The 18,231-nt window shown below is 63.2% G+C and carries 17 protein-coding genes; 10 read left to right on the top strand and 7 right to left on the bottom strand.

What is annotated here, in order from left to right; genetic code table 11:
- The first annotated feature begins 215 nt into the window (after nucleotides 1-215).
- Complete coding sequence (locus ACFI9K_RS03950; RefSeq protein ID WP_462662335.1) at nucleotides 216-638, top strand: phosphate acetyltransferase; 423 nt, start codon at nucleotides 216-218, stop codon at nucleotides 636-638.
- 59 nt (nucleotides 639-697) lie between these two features.
- Here the strand turns inward: ACFI9K_RS03950 and ACFI9K_RS03945 are convergent, their stop codons facing one another.
- The 6 genes from ACFI9K_RS03945 to ACFI9K_RS03920 form a co-directional block, all read right to left on the bottom strand.
- Nucleotides 698-1,372 carry an NAD(P)-binding oxidoreductase gene (locus tag ACFI9K_RS03945; RefSeq protein ID WP_462662334.1) on the bottom strand — a complete coding sequence of 225 codons (675 nt, stop codon included), beginning with the start codon at nucleotides 1,370-1,372 and terminating at the stop codon, nucleotides 698-700.
- Between the two features lie 90 nt (nucleotides 1,373-1,462).
- Nucleotides 1,463-2,626 carry a Gfo/Idh/MocA family protein gene (locus ACFI9K_RS03940; RefSeq protein ID WP_462662333.1) on the bottom strand — a complete coding sequence of 388 codons (1,164 nt, stop codon included), beginning with the start codon at nucleotides 2,624-2,626 and terminating at the stop codon, nucleotides 1,463-1,465.
- A gap of 79 nt (nucleotides 2,627-2,705) precedes the next feature.
- Nucleotides 2,706-3,524, bottom strand: a complete 819-nt coding sequence (locus tag ACFI9K_RS03935) for an ATP-binding cassette domain-containing protein (protein WP_032377233.1) — start codon at nucleotides 3,522-3,524, stop codon at nucleotides 2,706-2,708.
- 2 nt (nucleotides 3,525-3,526) lie between these two features.
- Complete coding sequence (locus ACFI9K_RS03930; RefSeq protein ID WP_462662332.1) at nucleotides 3,527-4,585, bottom strand: ABC transporter permease; 1,059 nt, start codon at nucleotides 4,583-4,585, stop codon at nucleotides 3,527-3,529.
- A 66-nt stretch (nucleotides 4,586-4,651) separates the two neighbouring features.
- Nucleotides 4,652-5,686, bottom strand: a complete 1,035-nt coding sequence (locus ACFI9K_RS03925) for a substrate-binding domain-containing protein (protein WP_462662331.1) — start codon at nucleotides 5,684-5,686, stop codon at nucleotides 4,652-4,654.
- Nucleotides 5,687-5,828: 142 nt separating this feature from the next.
- Nucleotides 5,829-6,863 carry a Gfo/Idh/MocA family protein gene (locus ACFI9K_RS03920; protein ID WP_462662330.1) on the bottom strand — a complete coding sequence of 345 codons (1,035 nt, stop codon included), beginning with the start codon at nucleotides 6,861-6,863 and terminating at the stop codon, nucleotides 5,829-5,831.
- 76 nt (nucleotides 6,864-6,939) lie between these two features.
- Here ACFI9K_RS03920 and ACFI9K_RS03915 point away from each other — a divergent pair, with 76 nt between their 5' ends.
- On the top strand, nucleotides 6,940-7,938 hold the full coding sequence (locus ACFI9K_RS03915; RefSeq protein WP_462662329.1) for a Gfo/Idh/MocA family oxidoreductase: 999 nt from the start codon (nucleotides 6,940-6,942) through the stop codon (nucleotides 7,936-7,938).
- 38 nt (nucleotides 7,939-7,976) lie between these two features.
- On the opposite strand, the gene ACFI9K_RS03910 is transcribed toward ACFI9K_RS03915, so the two are convergent.
- A complete protein-coding gene (locus ACFI9K_RS03910) occupies nucleotides 7,977-8,747 on the bottom strand; it encodes a GntR family transcriptional regulator (protein ID WP_462662328.1) in 771 nt (256 codons plus the stop codon).
- Nucleotides 8,748-8,937: 190 nt separating this feature from the next.
- Between ACFI9K_RS03910 and iolC the strand changes: the two genes are divergently transcribed.
- Genes iolC through ACFI9K_RS03870 form a run of 8 tightly spaced genes read left to right on the top strand, consistent with a single transcriptional unit; the run spans nucleotide 8,938 to nucleotide 18,116 of the window.
- On the top strand, nucleotides 8,938-9,936 hold the full coding sequence (iolC, locus tag ACFI9K_RS03905; protein WP_462662327.1) for a 5-dehydro-2-deoxygluconokinase: 999 nt from the start codon (nucleotides 8,938-8,940) through the stop codon (nucleotides 9,934-9,936).
- The gene (locus ACFI9K_RS03900; RefSeq protein WP_462662326.1) at nucleotides 9,929-10,831 is read left to right on the top strand and encodes a Cgl0159 family (beta/alpha)8-fold protein; all 903 of its coding nucleotides are present in this window, start codon (nucleotides 9,929-9,931) and stop codon (nucleotides 10,829-10,831) included. Before iolC ends, ACFI9K_RS03900 begins: the two co-directional genes overlap by 8 nt.
- 3 nt (nucleotides 10,832-10,834) lie before the next feature.
- Nucleotides 10,835-11,716 carry a 5-deoxy-glucuronate isomerase gene (iolB, locus tag ACFI9K_RS03895; protein WP_462662325.1) on the top strand — a complete coding sequence of 294 codons (882 nt, stop codon included), beginning with the start codon at nucleotides 10,835-10,837 and terminating at the stop codon, nucleotides 11,714-11,716.
- Nucleotides 11,713-13,671, top strand: a complete 1,959-nt coding sequence (gene iolD / locus ACFI9K_RS03890; RefSeq protein WP_462662324.1) for a 3D-(3,5/4)-trihydroxycyclohexane-1,2-dione acylhydrolase (decyclizing) — start codon at nucleotides 11,713-11,715, stop codon at nucleotides 13,669-13,671. Before iolB ends, iolD begins: the two co-directional genes overlap by 4 nt.
- 41 nt (nucleotides 13,672-13,712) lie before the next feature.
- Complete coding sequence (locus ACFI9K_RS03885) at nucleotides 13,713-14,636, top strand: sugar phosphate isomerase/epimerase family protein (RefSeq protein WP_057478882.1); 924 nt, start codon at nucleotides 13,713-13,715, stop codon at nucleotides 14,634-14,636.
- A gap of 22 nt (nucleotides 14,637-14,658) precedes the next feature.
- The gene (locus tag ACFI9K_RS03880; protein ID WP_462662323.1) at nucleotides 14,659-15,693 is read left to right on the top strand and encodes a Gfo/Idh/MocA family protein; all 1,035 of its coding nucleotides are present in this window, start codon (nucleotides 14,659-14,661) and stop codon (nucleotides 15,691-15,693) included.
- A gap of 5 nt (nucleotides 15,694-15,698) precedes the next feature.
- A complete protein-coding gene (locus ACFI9K_RS03875; RefSeq protein WP_462662322.1) occupies nucleotides 15,699-16,568 on the top strand; it encodes a sugar phosphate isomerase/epimerase family protein in 870 nt (289 codons plus the stop codon).
- Between the two features lie 24 nt (nucleotides 16,569-16,592).
- A complete protein-coding gene (locus ACFI9K_RS03870) occupies nucleotides 16,593-18,116 on the top strand; it encodes a CoA-acylating methylmalonate-semialdehyde dehydrogenase (RefSeq protein WP_462662321.1) in 1,524 nt (507 codons plus the stop codon).
- Nucleotides 18,117-18,231 lie beyond the last annotated feature (115 nt).

The following is an 18,231-nucleotide window of genomic DNA, read 5'->3' as shown; positions in this document are numbered from 1 at the left end:
TGTAAGCGAGCGGTCAACGGTTCAATCGCTTCTGGAGGCTCCAGCTACTCCGATTCCGGCACCGGGATCGGACCTGTCTTCCCCTCGACGAATCAGCTCCCCGGTTTCGAATACCCGACGCCGATCGGAGTCAGTTATCCGGAACGGAGGAGCTGAAGTGTGCTCGTCGTCGGGTGCTGGTTCGAGAACCCGCTCCCGTAAGGCATCATGAGTTGATGAGCGATCTCGAGTACCTGGCCACTTTGGTTGCTGCACTGGATGCTGAGATTGCTCGGGTATCCGACGCCGAATCGGGTTCCGACGAGCAGTCGTCTGCCATCGATGACGCGGTCGACGCCGTCTTGCGGCTGCGCTCGAAGGTCAAGGCCGGTTACCCCGGCAAGAAGGCCTACTACATCGCAGTGTCGACCTATCCGAAGGGAATCAGGGTCGAGGGGATTGCAGCCCTGCAGGGTAAACGCGCCCACGAATTGGTGCGCGACGGCGGTTGGATGCACGCGGATTCCAGCACCGTGCTCGACCTCCTCGATGACGATCAACTCGGTCGGTACAGAGCAGTCGCAGGACGCGGCGTAGCGCAAACGTTCCGAGATTCGCGCGAATATCTTTCAGCAGCACTAGGTATCGCCGAGAAATAGACCACCCGACCCACCCGACCTGGCGCGTTCGTACCGAAGCCAGGCCGACTCGGGAACGATCAGGCGGTGCGCCGTGGTCCGGATCCATCGATGACCTGGCGAACGGCATCAGCGACCGGCGTTGTGCCGTCCGTGAGTTCGACGATGGTTCGAGCCAACGACGGTTCGGCCAGTGCCGCGGCGATGAACGCTGCAACGTTGTCGCGGCGTACGTCACCGTGCTCGATGGCCAGTCCGGCGGTGACAGTGCCGTCTCCGGGCTCGTCGAGGAGAACTCCCGGCCGGACGATCAGCCAGTCCAAATCGGTGTGGGTCAAGTAGACGTCGGCCGTCTTCTTGGTGGCCATGTAGTGCTCGAATCCTTCGGACGGCTGCTGGCTTCGGCCCGATTCGGGGAACGCCGACACCAGTACGAACCGCTCGACGCCCGCGCTGCGTGCTGCGTCGGCTGCCTTCTCCAGGCCCTTGCCGTCGATCAGTGTTGTCTTGTTCATGCCGGTGCCATGTGCGCCTGCACTGAAGACCACGGCGTCGTGGCCGGCGAACGCCGTTGCGAGCGTGGCGACGTCGTTGTCGATGAGGTCACCGAAAACGGCTGTTGCGCCAGTTGATTCGACCCGATCACGATGATCGGGGTTGCGGATCATTCCGGAGACGGTGTCACCGCGGCCGGTGAGGATGGTGCTCAGTCTGGAGCCGATTCCGCCTGCGGCTCCGATGATGAAGGTCTTCATGTGTTTCTCCTTGCTCTTGTTCAGCGGGCGAGCGTGACCGTCCGCGACTCATCACGCAGGAGTAGGGCAGCTGACAGCTCCTGGCCTATGTCAGGTTCCAGGCTGGATCCAGCGACCCGACGCGACCGATTCGGTCATGGCATCGAGAATTTCGGCGCTGCGGACGGCGTCTCGTAGCGTTGCGCCGCAGGGCTTTCCGTCTCCGATGGACTTGAAGAAGCGCATTGCCTCGATGACTTTGAGGTCGTCGTACCCCATGGCGGACGCCGAACCGGGTTGGAATGCGCCGTATTCACCGTGCGAAGGTCCGACGTAAACGGTCGAGGCCGGTTGATCCTGGTATCGGTCACCTGTGCTGAGAGAGAGTTCGCCCAGCCGGCGGAAGTCCCAGGACACAGCGCCTTTCGTGCCGTGGATCTCGAATCCGTATGCGTTCTGATCGCCGACGGCCACGCGACTGGCCTCGAGAACGACGCGCGCTCCGCTGTGCATGCGGAGTTGGCTGCTGACGAAGTCCTCGTTCTCGACGGCACCGCGTTCGCCCCCGGTGGCGAGGGCATGACCGGTGGTGGAGCCACTCGGCTTCGTCCGTTCGGGGACGAAGATCGCGGTGTCTGCTACCAGGGATTCGATCTCACCCAGGAGGTAGTAGACCAGATCGGCTCCGTGCGAGGCGAGATCGCCGAGCACTCCGTTGCCCCCACGGGCCCGCTCGAAGCGCCAGCTCAGCGCTCCGTCGGGATGTGCTGCGTAGTCGCTGAAGAATCGGAACCGCGCATGAGTGATGGACCCGAGATCGCCCGATTCCACGAGAGCTTTGGCCTCCTCTACCGCAGGAGCGTTGCGGTAGTTGAAGCCGACGGCGGTCTGGATGCCGGCTTTGTCGGCAGCCTGTGCAACTGCGCGTGCATCGTCGGCGGAGAGACCGACCGGCTTCTCGATCCAGATGTGCTTGCCCGCTTCGGCCATAGCGGATCCGATGGTGCGGTGCAGGAAGTTGGGCGCGGTGATCGATACGGCTTCGATCGTCGGGTCGGATTGGATCTCGTGCCAATCGGTGGTCGCCGACGCGAAGCCGAACTGAGCGGCCGCGTCGTCCGCTCGGCCTTCGAGCTCGTCCGCGACCATCGTCAACTCAGGGCGCAGGCCCAGGTCTGGATAGTGTTGCGTCAGCCGCGAATACGCCTGGGTGTGCACCCGTCCCATCCACCCGAATCCAGCTACTCCGACACGAACGGACCGAGGCGATCGCACAACGAAACTCCTTTTCGAAAGATGTGCGGGCCGGTCCGATCGGACCGGCCCGATACAACAGGTGGGTAGAAGAGCCGAACTATCGCCGAAGTTCGTGGGTGAGGGTGTCCAGCTCGTCGCCGCCCGCCATTTCCTTGGTGAGGTCGTCGAGCGAGATGTCCTCGTAGCTGCAGTCGAGTTTCTGACGGCCACGGTTGAGTAGGACGAAGTGATCTCCGACCATGTAGGCGTGGTGGGGATTGTGGGTGATGAAGACGACGCCGAAGCCCTGTTCCTTGGCTGCGGAGATGTAGCGCAGCACCATTCCCGACTGCTTGACGCCGAGGGCTGCGGTCGGCTCGTCGAGGATCAGCACACGCGCGCCGAAGAAGATGGCGCGGGCGATGGCAACACACTGGCGCTGGCCACCGGAAAGGGACCCGATGGGTGCATCGACGTCGGGTAGGTCGATGCCCATCTTGTGCAATTCCTCGATGGTCGTCGCACGCATGGCATTGGTGTCGAGCGACTTGAACACGCTGCCTTTGCGTAGCTCTTGCCCGAGAAAGAAGTTGCGCCACACGGGCATCAGAGCGACAACAGCAAGGTCCTGGTAGACCGTCGCTATGCCCTGATTCAACGCGTCCTTGGGGGAGTCGAACGTGGTCGCCTTGCCGTCGACGAGCAGTTCTCCTTCGCTCTGTTGATGCAGGCCGGCCATGATCTTGATCAAGGTGGATTTGCCGGCTCCGTTGTCGCCCAGGACTCCGGTGACCTCACCGGCACCCACACGGAGGTTGATGCCCTGCAGCGCGATGATGTTGCCGTAGCTCTTGCCTACGTTCTTCAGCTCGATGAGGGGCGTTTTGCCTCCGCCTGCGGGTTCGGATTCGATGGGGGTATCGGCGTGGATGGTCATGATTACCTCTTGGCAGCGTAGGTGCGGAACGAGTTGTTGGCGATGACGGCGAACAGCAGCATCGCGCCGAGGAAGAACTTGAACCAGTCGGGGTTCCAGCCGGCGTAGACGATGCCCTGGTTGGCCATTCCGAAGATGAACGCACCGATGAATGCGCCTATGGCAGTTCCGAACCCGCCGGTGAGCAGGCAGCCACCGATAACGGCGGCAATGATGTACAGAAACTCGTTGCCGACACCTTGGCCGGACTGAACGGTGTTGAAGGCGAACAGTAGATGCATGCCGACGAACCAGGCGCAGAAGCCGACGAACATGAACAGGCCGATCTTGACCTTCGTCACCGGTACACCGATTGCGCGGGCCGAGTCCTGGTTACCGCCGACGGCGAAGATCCAGTTGCCGATCCGCGTCTTCATCAATACCCAGGTGGCTGCCAGCGTGAACACGATCCACCACACCACGGTGATGCGGATGGAGACTCCGAACAGCGAGAACGAGGACGAGAAGACCGATTTGGCGGAGTCGAATCCGTCCATGTCCGAGATCGACTGTGTTGCAACTTGTCCGGTCACCAACTTGGTGACGGCGAGGTTGATTCCGGTGAGCATCAGGAAGCTTGCGAGTGTGATCAGGAAGGAGGGGATCTTGGTCTTCATCACCAGATACCCATTGAGGAACCCGACCGCAAGTGCCAGCACCAGCGCCAACAACGATCCGATCCAGACGTTCAAGTGCAGATTGTAGGCAATCATCGACGCCATGATTGACGAGAAGGTGACCGCGACGCCGGTCGAGAGATCGAACTCGCCGCCGATCATCAGCAGCGAGACCCCGATGGCCATGATGCCGATCGTCGACGACGCGTAGAGGATGGTGGCGAGCGCTTCGGGGGAGCGGAACGGTGGTGCGACGATGCAGAAGAACACGAAGATGATGATCGCTCCGAAGAGGGCTCCGATCTCTGGGCGAATCAACAAGCGCTGCAACGGCTTCTGCTTCTTCACCCGCTCATCGACGACGACAGTGTGTTTGGACAGATCCAGGTCGGCCTGCGTGGACATGGTATTCCTTCCCTGCTGGTACGACGCTCACCGGCAGCGGAATCCGCGTGCCGGTGAGCGTCGGGATCAGCGAGTACCGTTCTGGGCGTACTCGGCGATGGCGTCGATGTTGGACGAGTCGATGAACGCGGGGCCGGTCAGGACCGGGGTGCCTCCGCCGATTGTGTTGCCGTTGTTCAGGTAGAGCCACAACGAGTCGATAGCCAGGTAGCCCTGCAGGTACGGCTGCTGATCGATGGCCCACTCGACATCGCCGGACTTGATCGCGTCGACCAGCGCGGCGTTGGTGTCGAAGGTGACGACGGTGGCGTTGCTACCGGCGTTGGCCTTGGACTGAACGGCAGTCAGGGCGATCGGGGCACCGAGCGCAACGATGTGATCGATGGATGGATCCTGCTGCAACTTGGCGGTGATCGTGGCCTCCACCGAAGGCATGTCCTTGCTGTTGACGTTGAGGATCTCGGTGCTGCCGCCGGTGAATCCGGACGTGACGCCGGCGCAACGAGATTCGAGAGCGACCTGACCCTGCTCCTGAATGATGCACAGTGTCTTCTTGGCACCGTCCGCGGTCAGGCGAGCACCGGCGGCCTGACCGGCGATGGTCTCGTCCTGGCCGAAGTACTGGCCGACTCCCATGTCCTTCCAGGAGTCGAATCCGGAGTTGAAGGCCACGACCGGAATTCCGGCAGCTTCCGCGGCCTCCACCGAGGGGGCCATCGCGTCGGGCTTGGCCAGAGTGACCGCGATGCCGTCGACCTTCGAGTCGATGGCGCTCTGGACCAGGTTCGCCTGGTTCGGTGCCTCCGGGTCTGCCGAGTATCGCAGTTCGATGTTGTCCTTCGCGGCCGCCGCCTCGGCACCCTTGCGAATCAGATCCCAGAACGTATCGCCCGGTACCTCGTGGGTGATCATCGCTATCGTTGCTTTCGGCGTATCGGCCGTTCCTGCGTTGCTTCCGGAGTCGGATGACTCGGGAGCGCCTCCCGAGGACGAACATGCGGCGACCGATGCCGCCAACGCGACCCCCATCGCCAGCGCGATGGTTTTGCGCCCCAGGTTCTTTGGGGACCTGTCCGCTACCGAACCCAGACGAGACGTCATTTTCCAAACATCCTCTCGATGACCAGACGACCCGCTGATGTCGGGTCGGGCGCACTGCCTAAGAAGATGTAATACCGGTCACACCCAAAAGTCAATAGTTTGTCCAGACATTAGAACCAGAGAGTGTTCCGGCGACCGGGAATCAGTGTGGGAAGACGATCGCGAGCAGGCGTCGCAACTCGTCGAGCGTCTCGAGGGTGGAGATGGTGTCGGCCAGTGTGTGGCATGGGCTTTCGAGTTCTCCGGCGGCGATCCGACGGGCGGCCTCCGCGGCCTCGTACGCGAGTCCAGCGGGATAACCGCTGACGTCGTCGACAAACCGAGCCGACCGTCCGTCGCGCAGAGACACCGTGAAATCGCCTGGTCGGTAGAAGACATCGGCTGTACGGAGCATGCCCGCCGTGCCACACACCGCACCGAGGTTCGGGGTATCGGCCAGGATGGTGGTGTTGAGAACTGCGTGCGCACCTGTCGGCGAGGTCAGGATCGCCGAGACCTGACCGTTGAGCTCCGAGTTGGCCTGCTGTCCCACCGCCGTGACACCGGCCGGCCGGCCCAGCGCCTTCTGGGCGAAGTAGACGACGTAGGTTCCCAGATCGAGCAGCGGCCCACCGGCGAGCGCAGGGTCGTAGATTCGATGATCGGTGTCGAAGTGCTCGCCGTGGTCGGCCAGGACGGTGCCGATCTCGCCGAGCATTCCCTGCGTCAAGATCTGGTCGATCACGTCGAACTTCGGCAGGAATGCAGACCACATGGCCTCCATCGCAAAGAGTCCCTTGGACCGGGCGAGCTCGGCGATGGTGCGAGCCTGGTGGGCGTCGAGGGCGAGGGGTTTCTCCACCACGACGTGTTTACCTGCGTCGAGTGCGAGCGATGCGTGCTCGAAGTGGAGGGTGTGCGGGGTGGCGACGTACACGACGTCGACATCGGAACGCGCGACGAGTGCGTCGTAGTCGGCGTGGACGGCCGGGATTCCCCAGTCCGTTGCGAAGGACGAGCCGCGCTGCGGGTCTCTCGAGGCGACGGCAGTGATCTGTTGAGAAGTGTGGTGGCGCAGTGCCTCTGCGAAGCGCGCAGCAATCCATCCCGGACCCAGGATGCCCCATCGAAGAGACGGCGCAGCCATGGGCGGTGCGATTCGCGAGGACGGAAGTAGCAGTTCGGTAGTCGGAGTCATGCCACGCACCCTAGTATCCCGTGTTGTACATATGTCCGGACATTCGGATTAACATCGAGATCGATAGCGGGGACCCATGGGCGTGCGCGTAGGAGTCATCGGAGCCGGAGTGATGGGGGCCGACCACATCAGGAATCTGCATGCGGCGGTGTCGGGTGCGACCGTCACGGCCGTGGCCGACGTCGACGCCACCCGCGCGGCCGGCCTGGCTGCCGAAGTCGGTGCGGACGGCATCACCGACCCGTACGCCTTGATCTCGCGAACGGACGTCGACGCCGTTGTCGTCGCCTCTCACGACTCCACCCACGCCGATCTGGTGCTCGCCTGTATCGAGGCCCGCAAGCCTGTTCTGTGCGAGAAGCCGCTCGCGGCGACGGTCGACGAATGCTCGACTGTGGTGCGCGCTCACGAGGCGGCGATCTCAGGCGAAATTCCCTTGCTCACTGTGGGATTCATGCGCCGATTCGATCCGGGATATGTCGAGTTGAAGCACACGGTGTCCTCGCGTGCGGTGGGAGATCCGTTGATCGTGCACTGCTCGAGTCGCACGGTCACCTCCGGGCCGGGCGGCGATTCGGAGGCAAGTATCACCGGTTCCGCCATCCACGAACTCGATACGGTGCCGTGGTTGCTCGACTCCCCGGTGGTCGAGGTCAGCTGGCATGCCACCCGGGCCAGTAAGCGGATAGAGCATCGCCGCGATCCGCAGTTCATGCTGCTGACAACAGAGAACGGCGTCCTGACGACGGTGGAATTGTTCCTCAACGCCGGCTACGGATACGACATCCGCTGCGAGGTCGTCGGCGAAGATGGCGCGACTCGGCTGGCGGAGCCGGTCCGGACGGTGACCGATCACGCTCTGCAGCATGGCTATTCGTACGCGAAGGACTGGGTTCCTCGCTTTGCCGACGCATATCGCTTGCAGCTCGGCGAGTGGATCGACTCGATCACCGAAGGGCGCGCATCGACGCTCGCGTCGGCGCGTGACGGGCTGCAGGCGAGCGTGGTAGCGCAGGCGCTGATCACCTCGATGCACAGCGGCGGCAGGACAGTCGCGGTCGAGAGTCCTCTCTGACCACGGCGGTCACCGATGTCCCGTGGGGGTTCGGCCCGTCAGCGATCGACCAGGGTGGTGTCGAAGTAATACCGGGACGCCCGGTAGACGTGCGCTCCGAACTCGACGACCCGCCCCGAATCGTCGAAAGCTGTGCGGTGCATGGTCAGTAGGGGTGCCTTGTACTTTTCGTCGAGCAGGGCGGCCTCATCGCGGTCGGCCGCTCGGGCACCGATGCGTTGGCGGGCGAGCCTGATGTGTACGCCTCGCGTTCGCAGCGAGGAGTACAGGCCCTGGGTCTCCAATTCGTCCGGCTCCGGGGCTATTTCGCTCGGCAGATAATTGACCATGACCGCGAGCGGCTCACCGTTGGTGCTTCGGAGCCTGCGAATGGTGACGACGTCCGTCGTCTCGGAGATGTTCAGTTCCTGCGCGACGTCGTGGGTCGGCGGACCGACCTGGTAGTCGAGGAGGCGGGTAGTCGGGTTCTGCCCGGCGCGGGCGAGGTCGTCGAACAGGCTGGTGAGTTCGACCGGTCGGTGCACCGGACTCTGCACCACCTGTGTCCCCACGCCCCGCTTACGTACCAGCAGTCCCTTGTCGACGAGTTCTTGAATTGCGCGCCGTGTGGTGGGACGGGACAGGCTCAGTCGTTTGGCAAGTGCCAGCTCGTTCTCGAAGCGTTCTCCCGGCGCGAGGACACCCTGCAGGATGGCGGATTCGATTGCCTGGGCCAGTTGGAAGTACAGGGGAACCGGACTCGACCGATTGAGTTCGACGGGAAGTTGAGCCGCCTCTGTTGCAGCCGCCGCTGTGTTCGACGTGGTCACTGGTCTCTCCCGTCGGTCGGTGGGCGCTGTGAGGCACCGGGTTGTACGAAGTCTAGGTCATAGATAACATCACTTGACCGGAAGTAAGAATGTCAGGACAAAGTATTGACATTCGCATGTGAGCTCACGCACAGTGGACACAGCGAAGAACCGTGGGAAAGCCCTCACCGAACACCAACACCTCACACCAATGGAGTCGATAGTGACCACCTCAGCCGACGCGAACACCGCGGCCTTCGACGTCCTCGCCATCGGGCGAAGCGGTGTCGATATCTATCCTCTGCAGACCGGGGTCGGTCTCGAGGAGGTCGACACCTTCGGGAAGTTCCTGGGCGGTAGCGCCGCGAACGTCACCGTCGCCGCCGCGCGACTGGGGTGCCGCTCGGCGTTGATCTCCGGCGTCGGCAACGATCCCTTCGGTCGATACGTGGCCGCGGAACTGGCCCGGTTGGGCGTCGACAACCGATTCGTCGTCACCGACGACCAATTCGCGACTCCGGTGACGTTCTGCGAGATCTTCCCGCCCGACGACTTTCCGCTGTACTTCTATCGGAAGCCCTCGGCACCCGACCTCCAGATCCGTCCGGCGAACATCGACGTCGACGCTGTCCGTGACGCGCGTCTGTACTGGTCGACAGTTACCGGATTGTCCGAAGAGCCAAGCCGCAGCGCTCATTTCGCCGCCTGGGAGGCCCGAGATCGAGCACCGTTGACCGTGCTGGATCTGGACTACCGGCCGATGTTCTGGGATTCGCCCGCCGCCGCAACGGAGCAGGTGCGCCGCGCGCTCGAACAGGTCACGGTGGCCGTCGGCAACAAGGAAGAGTGCCAGATCGCAGTCGGCGAGACCGACCCGCACAAGGCGGCCGATGCACTCCTCGACCTCGGGGTCTCCCTCGCCATCGTCAAGATGGGCCCCAAAGGTGTTCTCGGCAAGACGAAGAAGCAGACCGTCACGGTGGCACCGAATTTCGTCGACGTGGTCAACGGACTCGGGGCCGGAGACAGCTTCGGCGGTTCGCTGTGCCACGGCCTGCTCGCCGGTTGGCCCCTGGAAAAGATCTTGCGCTACGGCAACGCCGCAGGAGCGATCGTGGCATCCCGCCTCGAATGTTCGACGGCAATGCCCACTGCAACCGAAGTCGCTCTACTCGCCGAACAAACCGCTACGGAGGCTGTCAATGTCTGAGACCACCTTGAGCCCCGCACCCGCGGCCACCAGCTACGCCGAGGTCACCGCGATTCGCGCCACCGACCCGCAGGCCATCGAACGCGCGTGGGCAACTCGGGTGACCCGGCCGACGATCCGCGGCAACGGCCGGCTGATGATCGTGGCTGCCGACCATCCGGCCCGGGGTGCACTGTCGGTCGGCTCGAACATGACCGCCATGAACAGTCGCACCGAACTGCTGGACCGGCTTCGCACCGCGCTTGCCAACCCCGGCGTGGACGGTGTGCTCGGGTCCGCCGACATTCTGGACGACCTCGTGCTGCTCGGTGCGCTCGAGGACAAGGTGGTCTTCTCGTCGATGAATCGCGGTGGCTTGGCCGGCGCGTCGTTCGAGTTGGACGATCGAATGACCGGTGCCACTGCTGCTTCCACTGCGAAGGCGCGGATGAACGGTGCCAAGATGCTCACCCGGATCGCGCTCGACGATCCGGGCACGCTGGCGACGATGACGGCCTGTGCGCAGGCGATCGACGAACTGGCCGCGGCGAATTTGATCGCCATGGTCGAGCCGTTCCTCTCGCGCCGCGTCGAAGGTCGTGTCAAGAACGACTTGAGTACCGACGCGGTCATCAAGTCGATTCACATCACGCAAGGCCTCGGATCCACCTCGGCCCATACGTGGATGAAGCTTCCCGTCGTGCCCGAGATGGAACGCGTCATGGATGCCACGACGTTCCCGACACTGCTTCTCGGGGGAGACCCGCAGACCGCTCCGGAGGAGACGTACGCCAGTTGGGCGCGCGCACTGGAGATCCCCGCGGTTCGGGGCCTGATCGTCGGTCGCACGTTGCTCTACCCGCCGGACGGAAACGTCGAAGCTGCTGTCGGTACCGCCGTGAACATGGTGAGGTGAAACATGAACTCCGAGTACTACATCGCTGCCGGTTCCGGTGGTAAGGACGGATTCGACGTCGTCGTCACGCCGGACTCCGCGGGCTGGACCGAATCCAGTTTGTGGACAGTGACGCTCGCCGCGGGGCAAGCCCTGGAACTGGAATCCGGTCGCGACGAGATCATGGTCCTGCCGCTGTCGGGATCGGCTACGGTCACCAGCGACAACACGACGTTCGAGCTCCTCGGCCGAGCGTCCGTGTTCGACGGTCCTTCCGATTTCGTCTACGTCGGCAGGGATTCCTCGTACACGATATACAGCGCCGCCGGTGGCCGGTTCGCGCTCTGCGGTGCGCGTGCCGGAGTCGAGTTGCCCTTTCGGTATGTACCGGCCTCGAAGATACCGGTGGAGCTGCGTGGTGCCGGAAATTGCAGCAGGCAGGTTCACAACTTCGGCACCGCAGACACTTTCGAGGCAGACTCGATCATCGCCTGCGAGGTCATCACCCCCGGTGGCAACTGGTCGTCGTATCCCGGCCACAAGCACGACGAGAACACCGCGACCGAATCGGCACTCGAGGAGATCTACTATTTCGAGATCGCCGAGGGGCCGGAAGGTAACGCAGGCTTCGGGTATCACCGTGTGTACGGCACCCCGCAGCGACCGATCGAGGTGCTCGAGGAAGTACGCACCGGAGACGTGGTCCTGGTGCCGCACGGTTACCACGGGCCGTCCGTCGCAGCTCCCGGCTATCACATGTATTACCTGAACGTGATGGCCGGACCCGGTACCGAACGCGCCTGGAACATCGTCGACGACCCCGAACACACGTGGATTCGTAATAGCTGGACCGATCAGGCCATCGACCCCCGCCTTCCCCTCCACACCGCACCGACAGGAGCATGACCGTGGTGTCCACAGCGCCGATCTCGGCGAGCAAGAACGACAACGCCGAGCCGACAGTGCATCTGACTGTCTCGCAGGCCGTCGTGAAGTTTCTGGCCAACCAGTTCGTCGAGCGCGACGGCGTCCGTACCAAATTCTTCGCGGGCGCGTTCGGCATCTTCGGTCACGGAAATGTCGCGGGCCTCGGGCAAGCATTGCTCCAGGCCGAGATCGACGCTGTCGACGCCGGCACCGAACCGGAACTACCGTATGTCCTCGGACGTAACGAACAAGCCATGGTGCACAGCGCCGTGGCCTATGCGCGGCAGAAAGACCGTCTGCAGGCCTGGGCAGTGACGGCCAGCGTCGGGCCCGGCTCGACCAACATGCTGACCGGCGCGGCTCTGGCCACGATCAACCGCCTACCCGTATTGCTCCTACCCGCAGACACTTTCGCGACCCGCGCCAGTGCTCCGGTATTGCAGGAGCTCGAGCTTCCGTCCAGCGGCGATGTGACGGTCAACGATGCATTCAAGCCCCTGTCGCGTTACTTCGACCGGGTGTGGCGTCCCGAGCAGCTGCCGAGCGCACTGCTCGGAGCGATGCGCGTGCTCACCGATCCGGTCGAGACTGGTGCGGCGACGGTCGCCATTCCCCAGGACGTGCAGGCCGAAGCATTCGATTGGCCGACATCACTCTTCGCCCCGCGTACCTGGCACGTGGCCCGTCCAGTCCCGGAGAAGTCCGCCGTCGAGCGGGCGGCCGAGGTGATTCGCAGCGCGCGGAGGCCGTTGATCGTCGCGGGTGGCGGAGTGATCTACTCGCGTGCAACCGATGCTCTTGCCTCGTTCTGCGCAGCGACGGGTATTCCGGTCGGGCAGAGCCAAGCAGGTAAGGGATCGTTGGCCTTCGACCACCCACAATCGGTCGGCGCAGTCGGCTCGACCGGAACGACGGCCGCCAACGCACTCGCCACCGACGCTGACGTCGTCATCGGAATCGGTACGCGTTACAGCGATTTCACCACTGCCTCGCGGACCGCGTTCACCAACCCCGACGTCAGGTTCGTCAACATCAACGTGGCGTCGATCGACTCGGTCAAGCAGGGCGGTGTCTCGGTCGTCGCCGACGCCCGAGAGAGCATCGACGCGTTGGCCGAGGCCCTGGGCGATTTCACTGTGTCCGACGACTATCGCCAGAAGGTCACCGAGCTTGCACAGCATTGGGACGACACGGTGACCTCGGTGTACGCCATCGAGGATTCGTCTGCGCCGCTGAACCAGAACCAGGTCATCGGTCTCGCGAATACCCTGTCCGATCCCCGCGACGTCGTGGTGTGTGCTGCCGGGTCGATGCCCGGTGATCTGCACAAGCTCTGGCGCACAAGGGATGCGAAGGGCTATCACGTGGAGTACGGCTTCTCGTGCATGGGTTACGAAGTAGCGGGCGGTATCGGTGCGAAGATGGCCGAGCCCGACCGCGACGTATTCATTCTGGTCGGCGACGGCTCGTACCTGATGATGGCGACCGAACTGGTCACTGCCGTGCAGGAAGGCGTCAAGGTCATCATGATTCTGGTGCAGAACCACGGCTTCGCGTCCATCGGTTCGTTGTCCGAGTCGCTCGGATCGCAGCGGTTCGGCACCGACTACCGCTACCGCAGCGAAGACGGTCGATTGGACGGTGGAATCCTGCCCGTGGACCTGGCGGCGAACGCAGCCAGCCTCGGCGTGGACGTCGTCCGCGTGAACAACGGCAACGAGTTCACGGACGCGGTGAAGGCGGCCAAAGCGAGCGAGACGAGCACGGTCATCCACGTCGAAACCGACCCACTCATCGCCGCACCGGATTCCGAGTCCTGGTGGGATGTGCCGGTCAGCGCAACCTCGACCCTCGAGTCGACGAAGACCGCATACGAGACGTATCAGAAGTGGAAGAAAATTCAGCGGCCGTTCCTGCGTCCGTCCGGCCAGTAGTCACCCCACAACATTCGGCACATTTCGAGAGGAATTATCTTATGAGCGTTATTCGCGTTGGATCGGCACCTGATTCGTGGGGCGTCTGGTTTCCGGAAGACCCGCAGCAGACCCCCTACGGCCGTTTCCTCGACGAGGTGTCCGCATCGGGTTACGAGTGGATAGAGCTCGGGCCGTTCGGATACCTCCCGACCGATCCGCAGAAGCTGTCCGACGAGCTCGCAGCGCACAACCTGAAACTCTCCGCGGGAACCGTTTTCGAGCACCTGCACCAGGACGATTCCTGGGATGCGGTGTGGACCCAGATCGAAGATGTTGCGAAACTGACTGCGGCAGTGGGCGGAAAGCACGTCGTCGTCATTCCCGAGATGTGGCGTGACCCGAGCACCGGTGCGGTACTCGAGGACCGCACACTCACCACCGATCAGTGGCGCAAGAAGACCGAGGGTATGAACGAGCTCGGCAAGCGCATGTTCGAGCAGTACGGCGTCAAGGCTCAGTACCACCCGCACGCGGACTCTCACGTCGACACCGAGGAGAACGTCTATCGGTTCCTCGACGGCACGTCGAGTGAGTTCGTCAACCTGTGCCTCGATACCGGTCACATCAGTTACTGCGGCGGAGACAACATCGCGATCATCGAGCGCGCACCGGAGCGCATCGGATACCTGCATCTCAAGCAGGTCGACGAAGCCGTCCGCGCCCGAGTCGAGGCGGAGGATCTGCCGTTCGGCGAGGCATGCAAGCTGGGCGCGATGACCGAACCGCCGCTCGGCATTCCGGACATGCCGCCGTTGCTGTCGACAATCGAGCGGTTGGCCGACGAAGGCAAGCTCACCGCAGACATCTTCGCGATCGTCGAGCAGGACATGTACCCGTGCGAGCCGGACTACCCGCTGCCGATCGCCCAGCGCACTCGTAAGTACCTGGGCTCCTGCGGGATCCCGTCCATCCAATTCAGCTGATACCCGCAAGGAGACTTTCTTCATGACCAACGAACTGCGCATCGCCGTCCTCGGGGTCGGCATGATGGGTGCCGACCACGTCGCTCGCATCTCCTCGAAGATCGCCGGTGCACGCGTTGCCGTCGTCAACGACTACTTCACCGAAAAGGCCGAAGAGCTCGCTGCGTCCATCCCTGGCGCTCGGGTCGTCAACGACCCGATCGACGCCATCGCCGATCCCGAGGTCGACGCCGTGTTGCTCGCGACCCCCGGTCCGACGCACGAGAAGCAGCTCCTCGCGTGTCTCGAGCACGGCAAGCCCGTCATGTGCGAGAAGCCGCTGACCACCGATGTCGAAACATCCCTCGCAGTAGTGAAGGCCGAGGCCGAGCTGGGCAAGAAGCTGATCCAGGTCGGATTCATGCGCCGCTTCGACAACGAGTACGCAGATCTCAAGGCTCTGATCGACTCCGGCGATATCGGTCGGCCGCTCGTCGTGCACTGCGCACATCGCAACCCGGCTGTGCCGCCGCACTTCGACAGCGCGATGATCGTCAAGGATTCGTTGGTGCACGAAGTGGACGTCACCCGCTTCCTGCTCGACGAGGAAATCACGACGGTGCAGATCATCACACCGTCGGCCAACACGAATGCGCCCGCGGGACTGAAGGATCCACAGATCGCCATCTTCACGACCGAGACCGGTCGGCACGTCGACGCGGAGGTGTTCGTGACCACGGGCGTCGCGTACGAGGTCAGGACAGAGGTCGTGGCCGAACGCGGCAGTGCCATGATCGGTCTCGATGTGGGCCTGGTTCGTAAGTACGCGCCCGGAACCTGGGGCGGCACGATCACACCGTCGTTCAAGGAGCGCTTCGGGCAGGCCTACGACACGGAAATTCAGCGGTGGGTCGACGCCGTGCGCTCGGGTGCCGAGACCGGCAACTATGTGGACGGTCCTGGCGCATGGGACGGATACGCTGCGGCAGCTGTGTGCGAGGCCGGAGTGAAGTCGCTCGAGTCGGGTGCTCCCGTGGCCGTGGATATGGTTCCGCGTTCCTCGATCCCGGGCGCGTGAAGCGAATGAAGATCGCTCTCGATCCGACTCCGTTTCACCACGACTTTTCGCTGCTCGAATTACCCGGTGTGGTAGCCGATCTCGGGTACGAGTGGCTGCAGTTGACTCCGCACGTGGACATGATTCCCTTCTTCAACCACCCGAAAGCCGACGACGACCTCGTCGCCAAGTTCAAGAAGGCGTGTTCCGACGCCGGTGTCGGCATCGCATCCGTACTTCCGGTGCTCCGGTGGTCCGGTCCCGACGAGGACGCACGTGAGGCTGCAGTTCGATACTGGAAGCGTGCAATCCAGATCACCGTGGATCTCGGTGTGTCGACCATGAACACCGAGTTCAGTGGTCGCCCCGAAAAGCCCGAGGAGTCCGAGCGGGCTTTCTACCGGTCGATGGAGGAACTGGTTCCCATCATCGAACGTGAAGGTCTCGATGTGTTGATCGATCCACATCCCGACGACTTCGTCGAGGACGGATTGGCGGCGGTTCGTACCATTCGCGGAATCAACTCGAAGAACATCGGCATGGTGATCGTGGCATGTCATCAGTTCCATATGGGCGGCGATCTCGACGCGATCATGACGGCGGCGGGCGACATGGTGCGACTGGTGCACGTGGCCGACACGATGGATCATCATCGCTCGCACGGGCTTCGGTACATCACCAATCCTCCGGGCAACGCCGTACGCGTGCATCAGCACCTCAAGATCGGTGACGGCGATGTCGATTGGAACCAGTTCTTCGGCGGCCTCGGCAAGCTCGGCTTCTACGACCGCGACACCGTCATGGTCTCGAGTGTGTTCGCGGAGAACGAGAATGCCCACGAAGTCTCGCGGTACCAGCTCGACACCATGAAGAAATACATCTCCGAGCACTCCTGACTTTCACTCACAGAGGGACACACTATGACCGACAACGTTATTGCACATTGGGTGGACGGAAAGCCCTTCGCCGGCACGTCCGACAAGACCGCGCCGGTGACCAATCCCGCGACCGGGCAGGTCACCGGCCAGGTGGCGTTGGCGACCGTCGAGGATGCACGCACGGTGATCGCCTCTGCCGCAGCGGCGTTCCCGGGGTGGCGCGATACCTCACTGGCCAAGCGCACCGCGATCGTCTTCAAGTTCCGGGAGTTGCTCAACGCCAAGAAGGGCGAGCTCGCCGAGATCATCACCGCCGAACACGGCAAAGTGCTCTCCGACGCACTCGGCGAGATCAGCCGCGGCCAGGAAGTCGTCGAATTCGCCTGCGGGATACCGCATCTTCTCAAGGGTGGCTTCACCGAGAACGCGTCGACGAAGGTCGACATCTACTCGATCCGCCAGCCTCTCGGCCCGGTCGGCATCATTTCCCCGTTCAACTTCCCGGCGATGGTGCCGATGTGGTTCTTCCCCATCGCCATTGCTGCGGGTAACACGGTGGTTCTCAAGCCCAGCGAGAAGGATCCGACCGCATCGCTGTGGATAGCCGCGCTGTGGGAAGAGGCGGGCCTGCCTCCCGGTGTCTTCAACGTGCTCCAGGGCGACAAGGTCTCTGTCGACGAGCTGCTCGAGAACAAGTCGATCAAGTCGATCAGCTTCGTCGGCTCCACCCCGATCGCGCAGTACGTCTACTCCACCGGCACCGCGAACGGCAAGCGCGTCCAAGCCCTCGGTGGCGCGAAGAACCACGCCATCGTTCTCCCCGATGCCGATCTCGACCTCGCTGCCGACGCCATGGTCAACGCCGGCTTCGGTTCTGCGGGTGAGCGATGCATGGCCATCTCCGCACTGGTTGCCGTCGGCAACATCGCCGATGACCTCGTCGCGAAGATCGTCGAACGCACCACCCCGTTGGTCACCGGCGACGGAACCCGCGGCGCCGACATGGGACCGTTGGTGACCAAGGCGCACCGCGACAAGGTCGCCTCCTACGTCGACGCCGGGGAAGCCGCCGGTGCGACCATCGTCGTCGACGGCCGCACGGTGCAGGCCGATGGCGGGGCGAACGAAGCGACGGGATTGCGACCGGCTGACGGGTTCTGGTTGGGTCCGACGCTGATCGACAACGTCACCACCGACATGTCTATCTACACCGACGAAATCTTCGGACCGGTCCTCTCGGTGGTGCGTGTCGACACCTACGACGAGGCACTCGAACTCATCAACGCGAACCCCTACGGCAACGGCACCGCCATCTTCACCAACGACGGCGGAGCAGCACGACGCTTCCAGAACGAAGTCGAGGTCGGCATGATCGGCATCAACGTGCCGATCCCGGTTCCCATGGCGTACTACAGCTTCGGTGGCTGGAAGAACAGCCTCTTCGGCGACACCCACGCCCACGGCATGGAAGGCGTCCACTTCTTCACCCGTGGGAAAGCCGTCACCAGCCGGTGGCTCGACCCCAGCCACGGCGGCATCAACCTCGGCTTCCCTGAGAACGACTGAGCCCCGAGAACGACTGAGCCCCGAGAACGACTGAGGCTCGTACGGCGAAGCCCCCGCTCCCATTCTGGGAGCGGGGGTTTCGTGCTGTGTGTCGATGGGTCGATCACCAGCATGT

It is taken from the genome of Rhodococcus sp. PSi06, from assembly GCF_054960675.1.
This window is presented reverse-complemented; position numbering and strand designations above follow the sequence as displayed.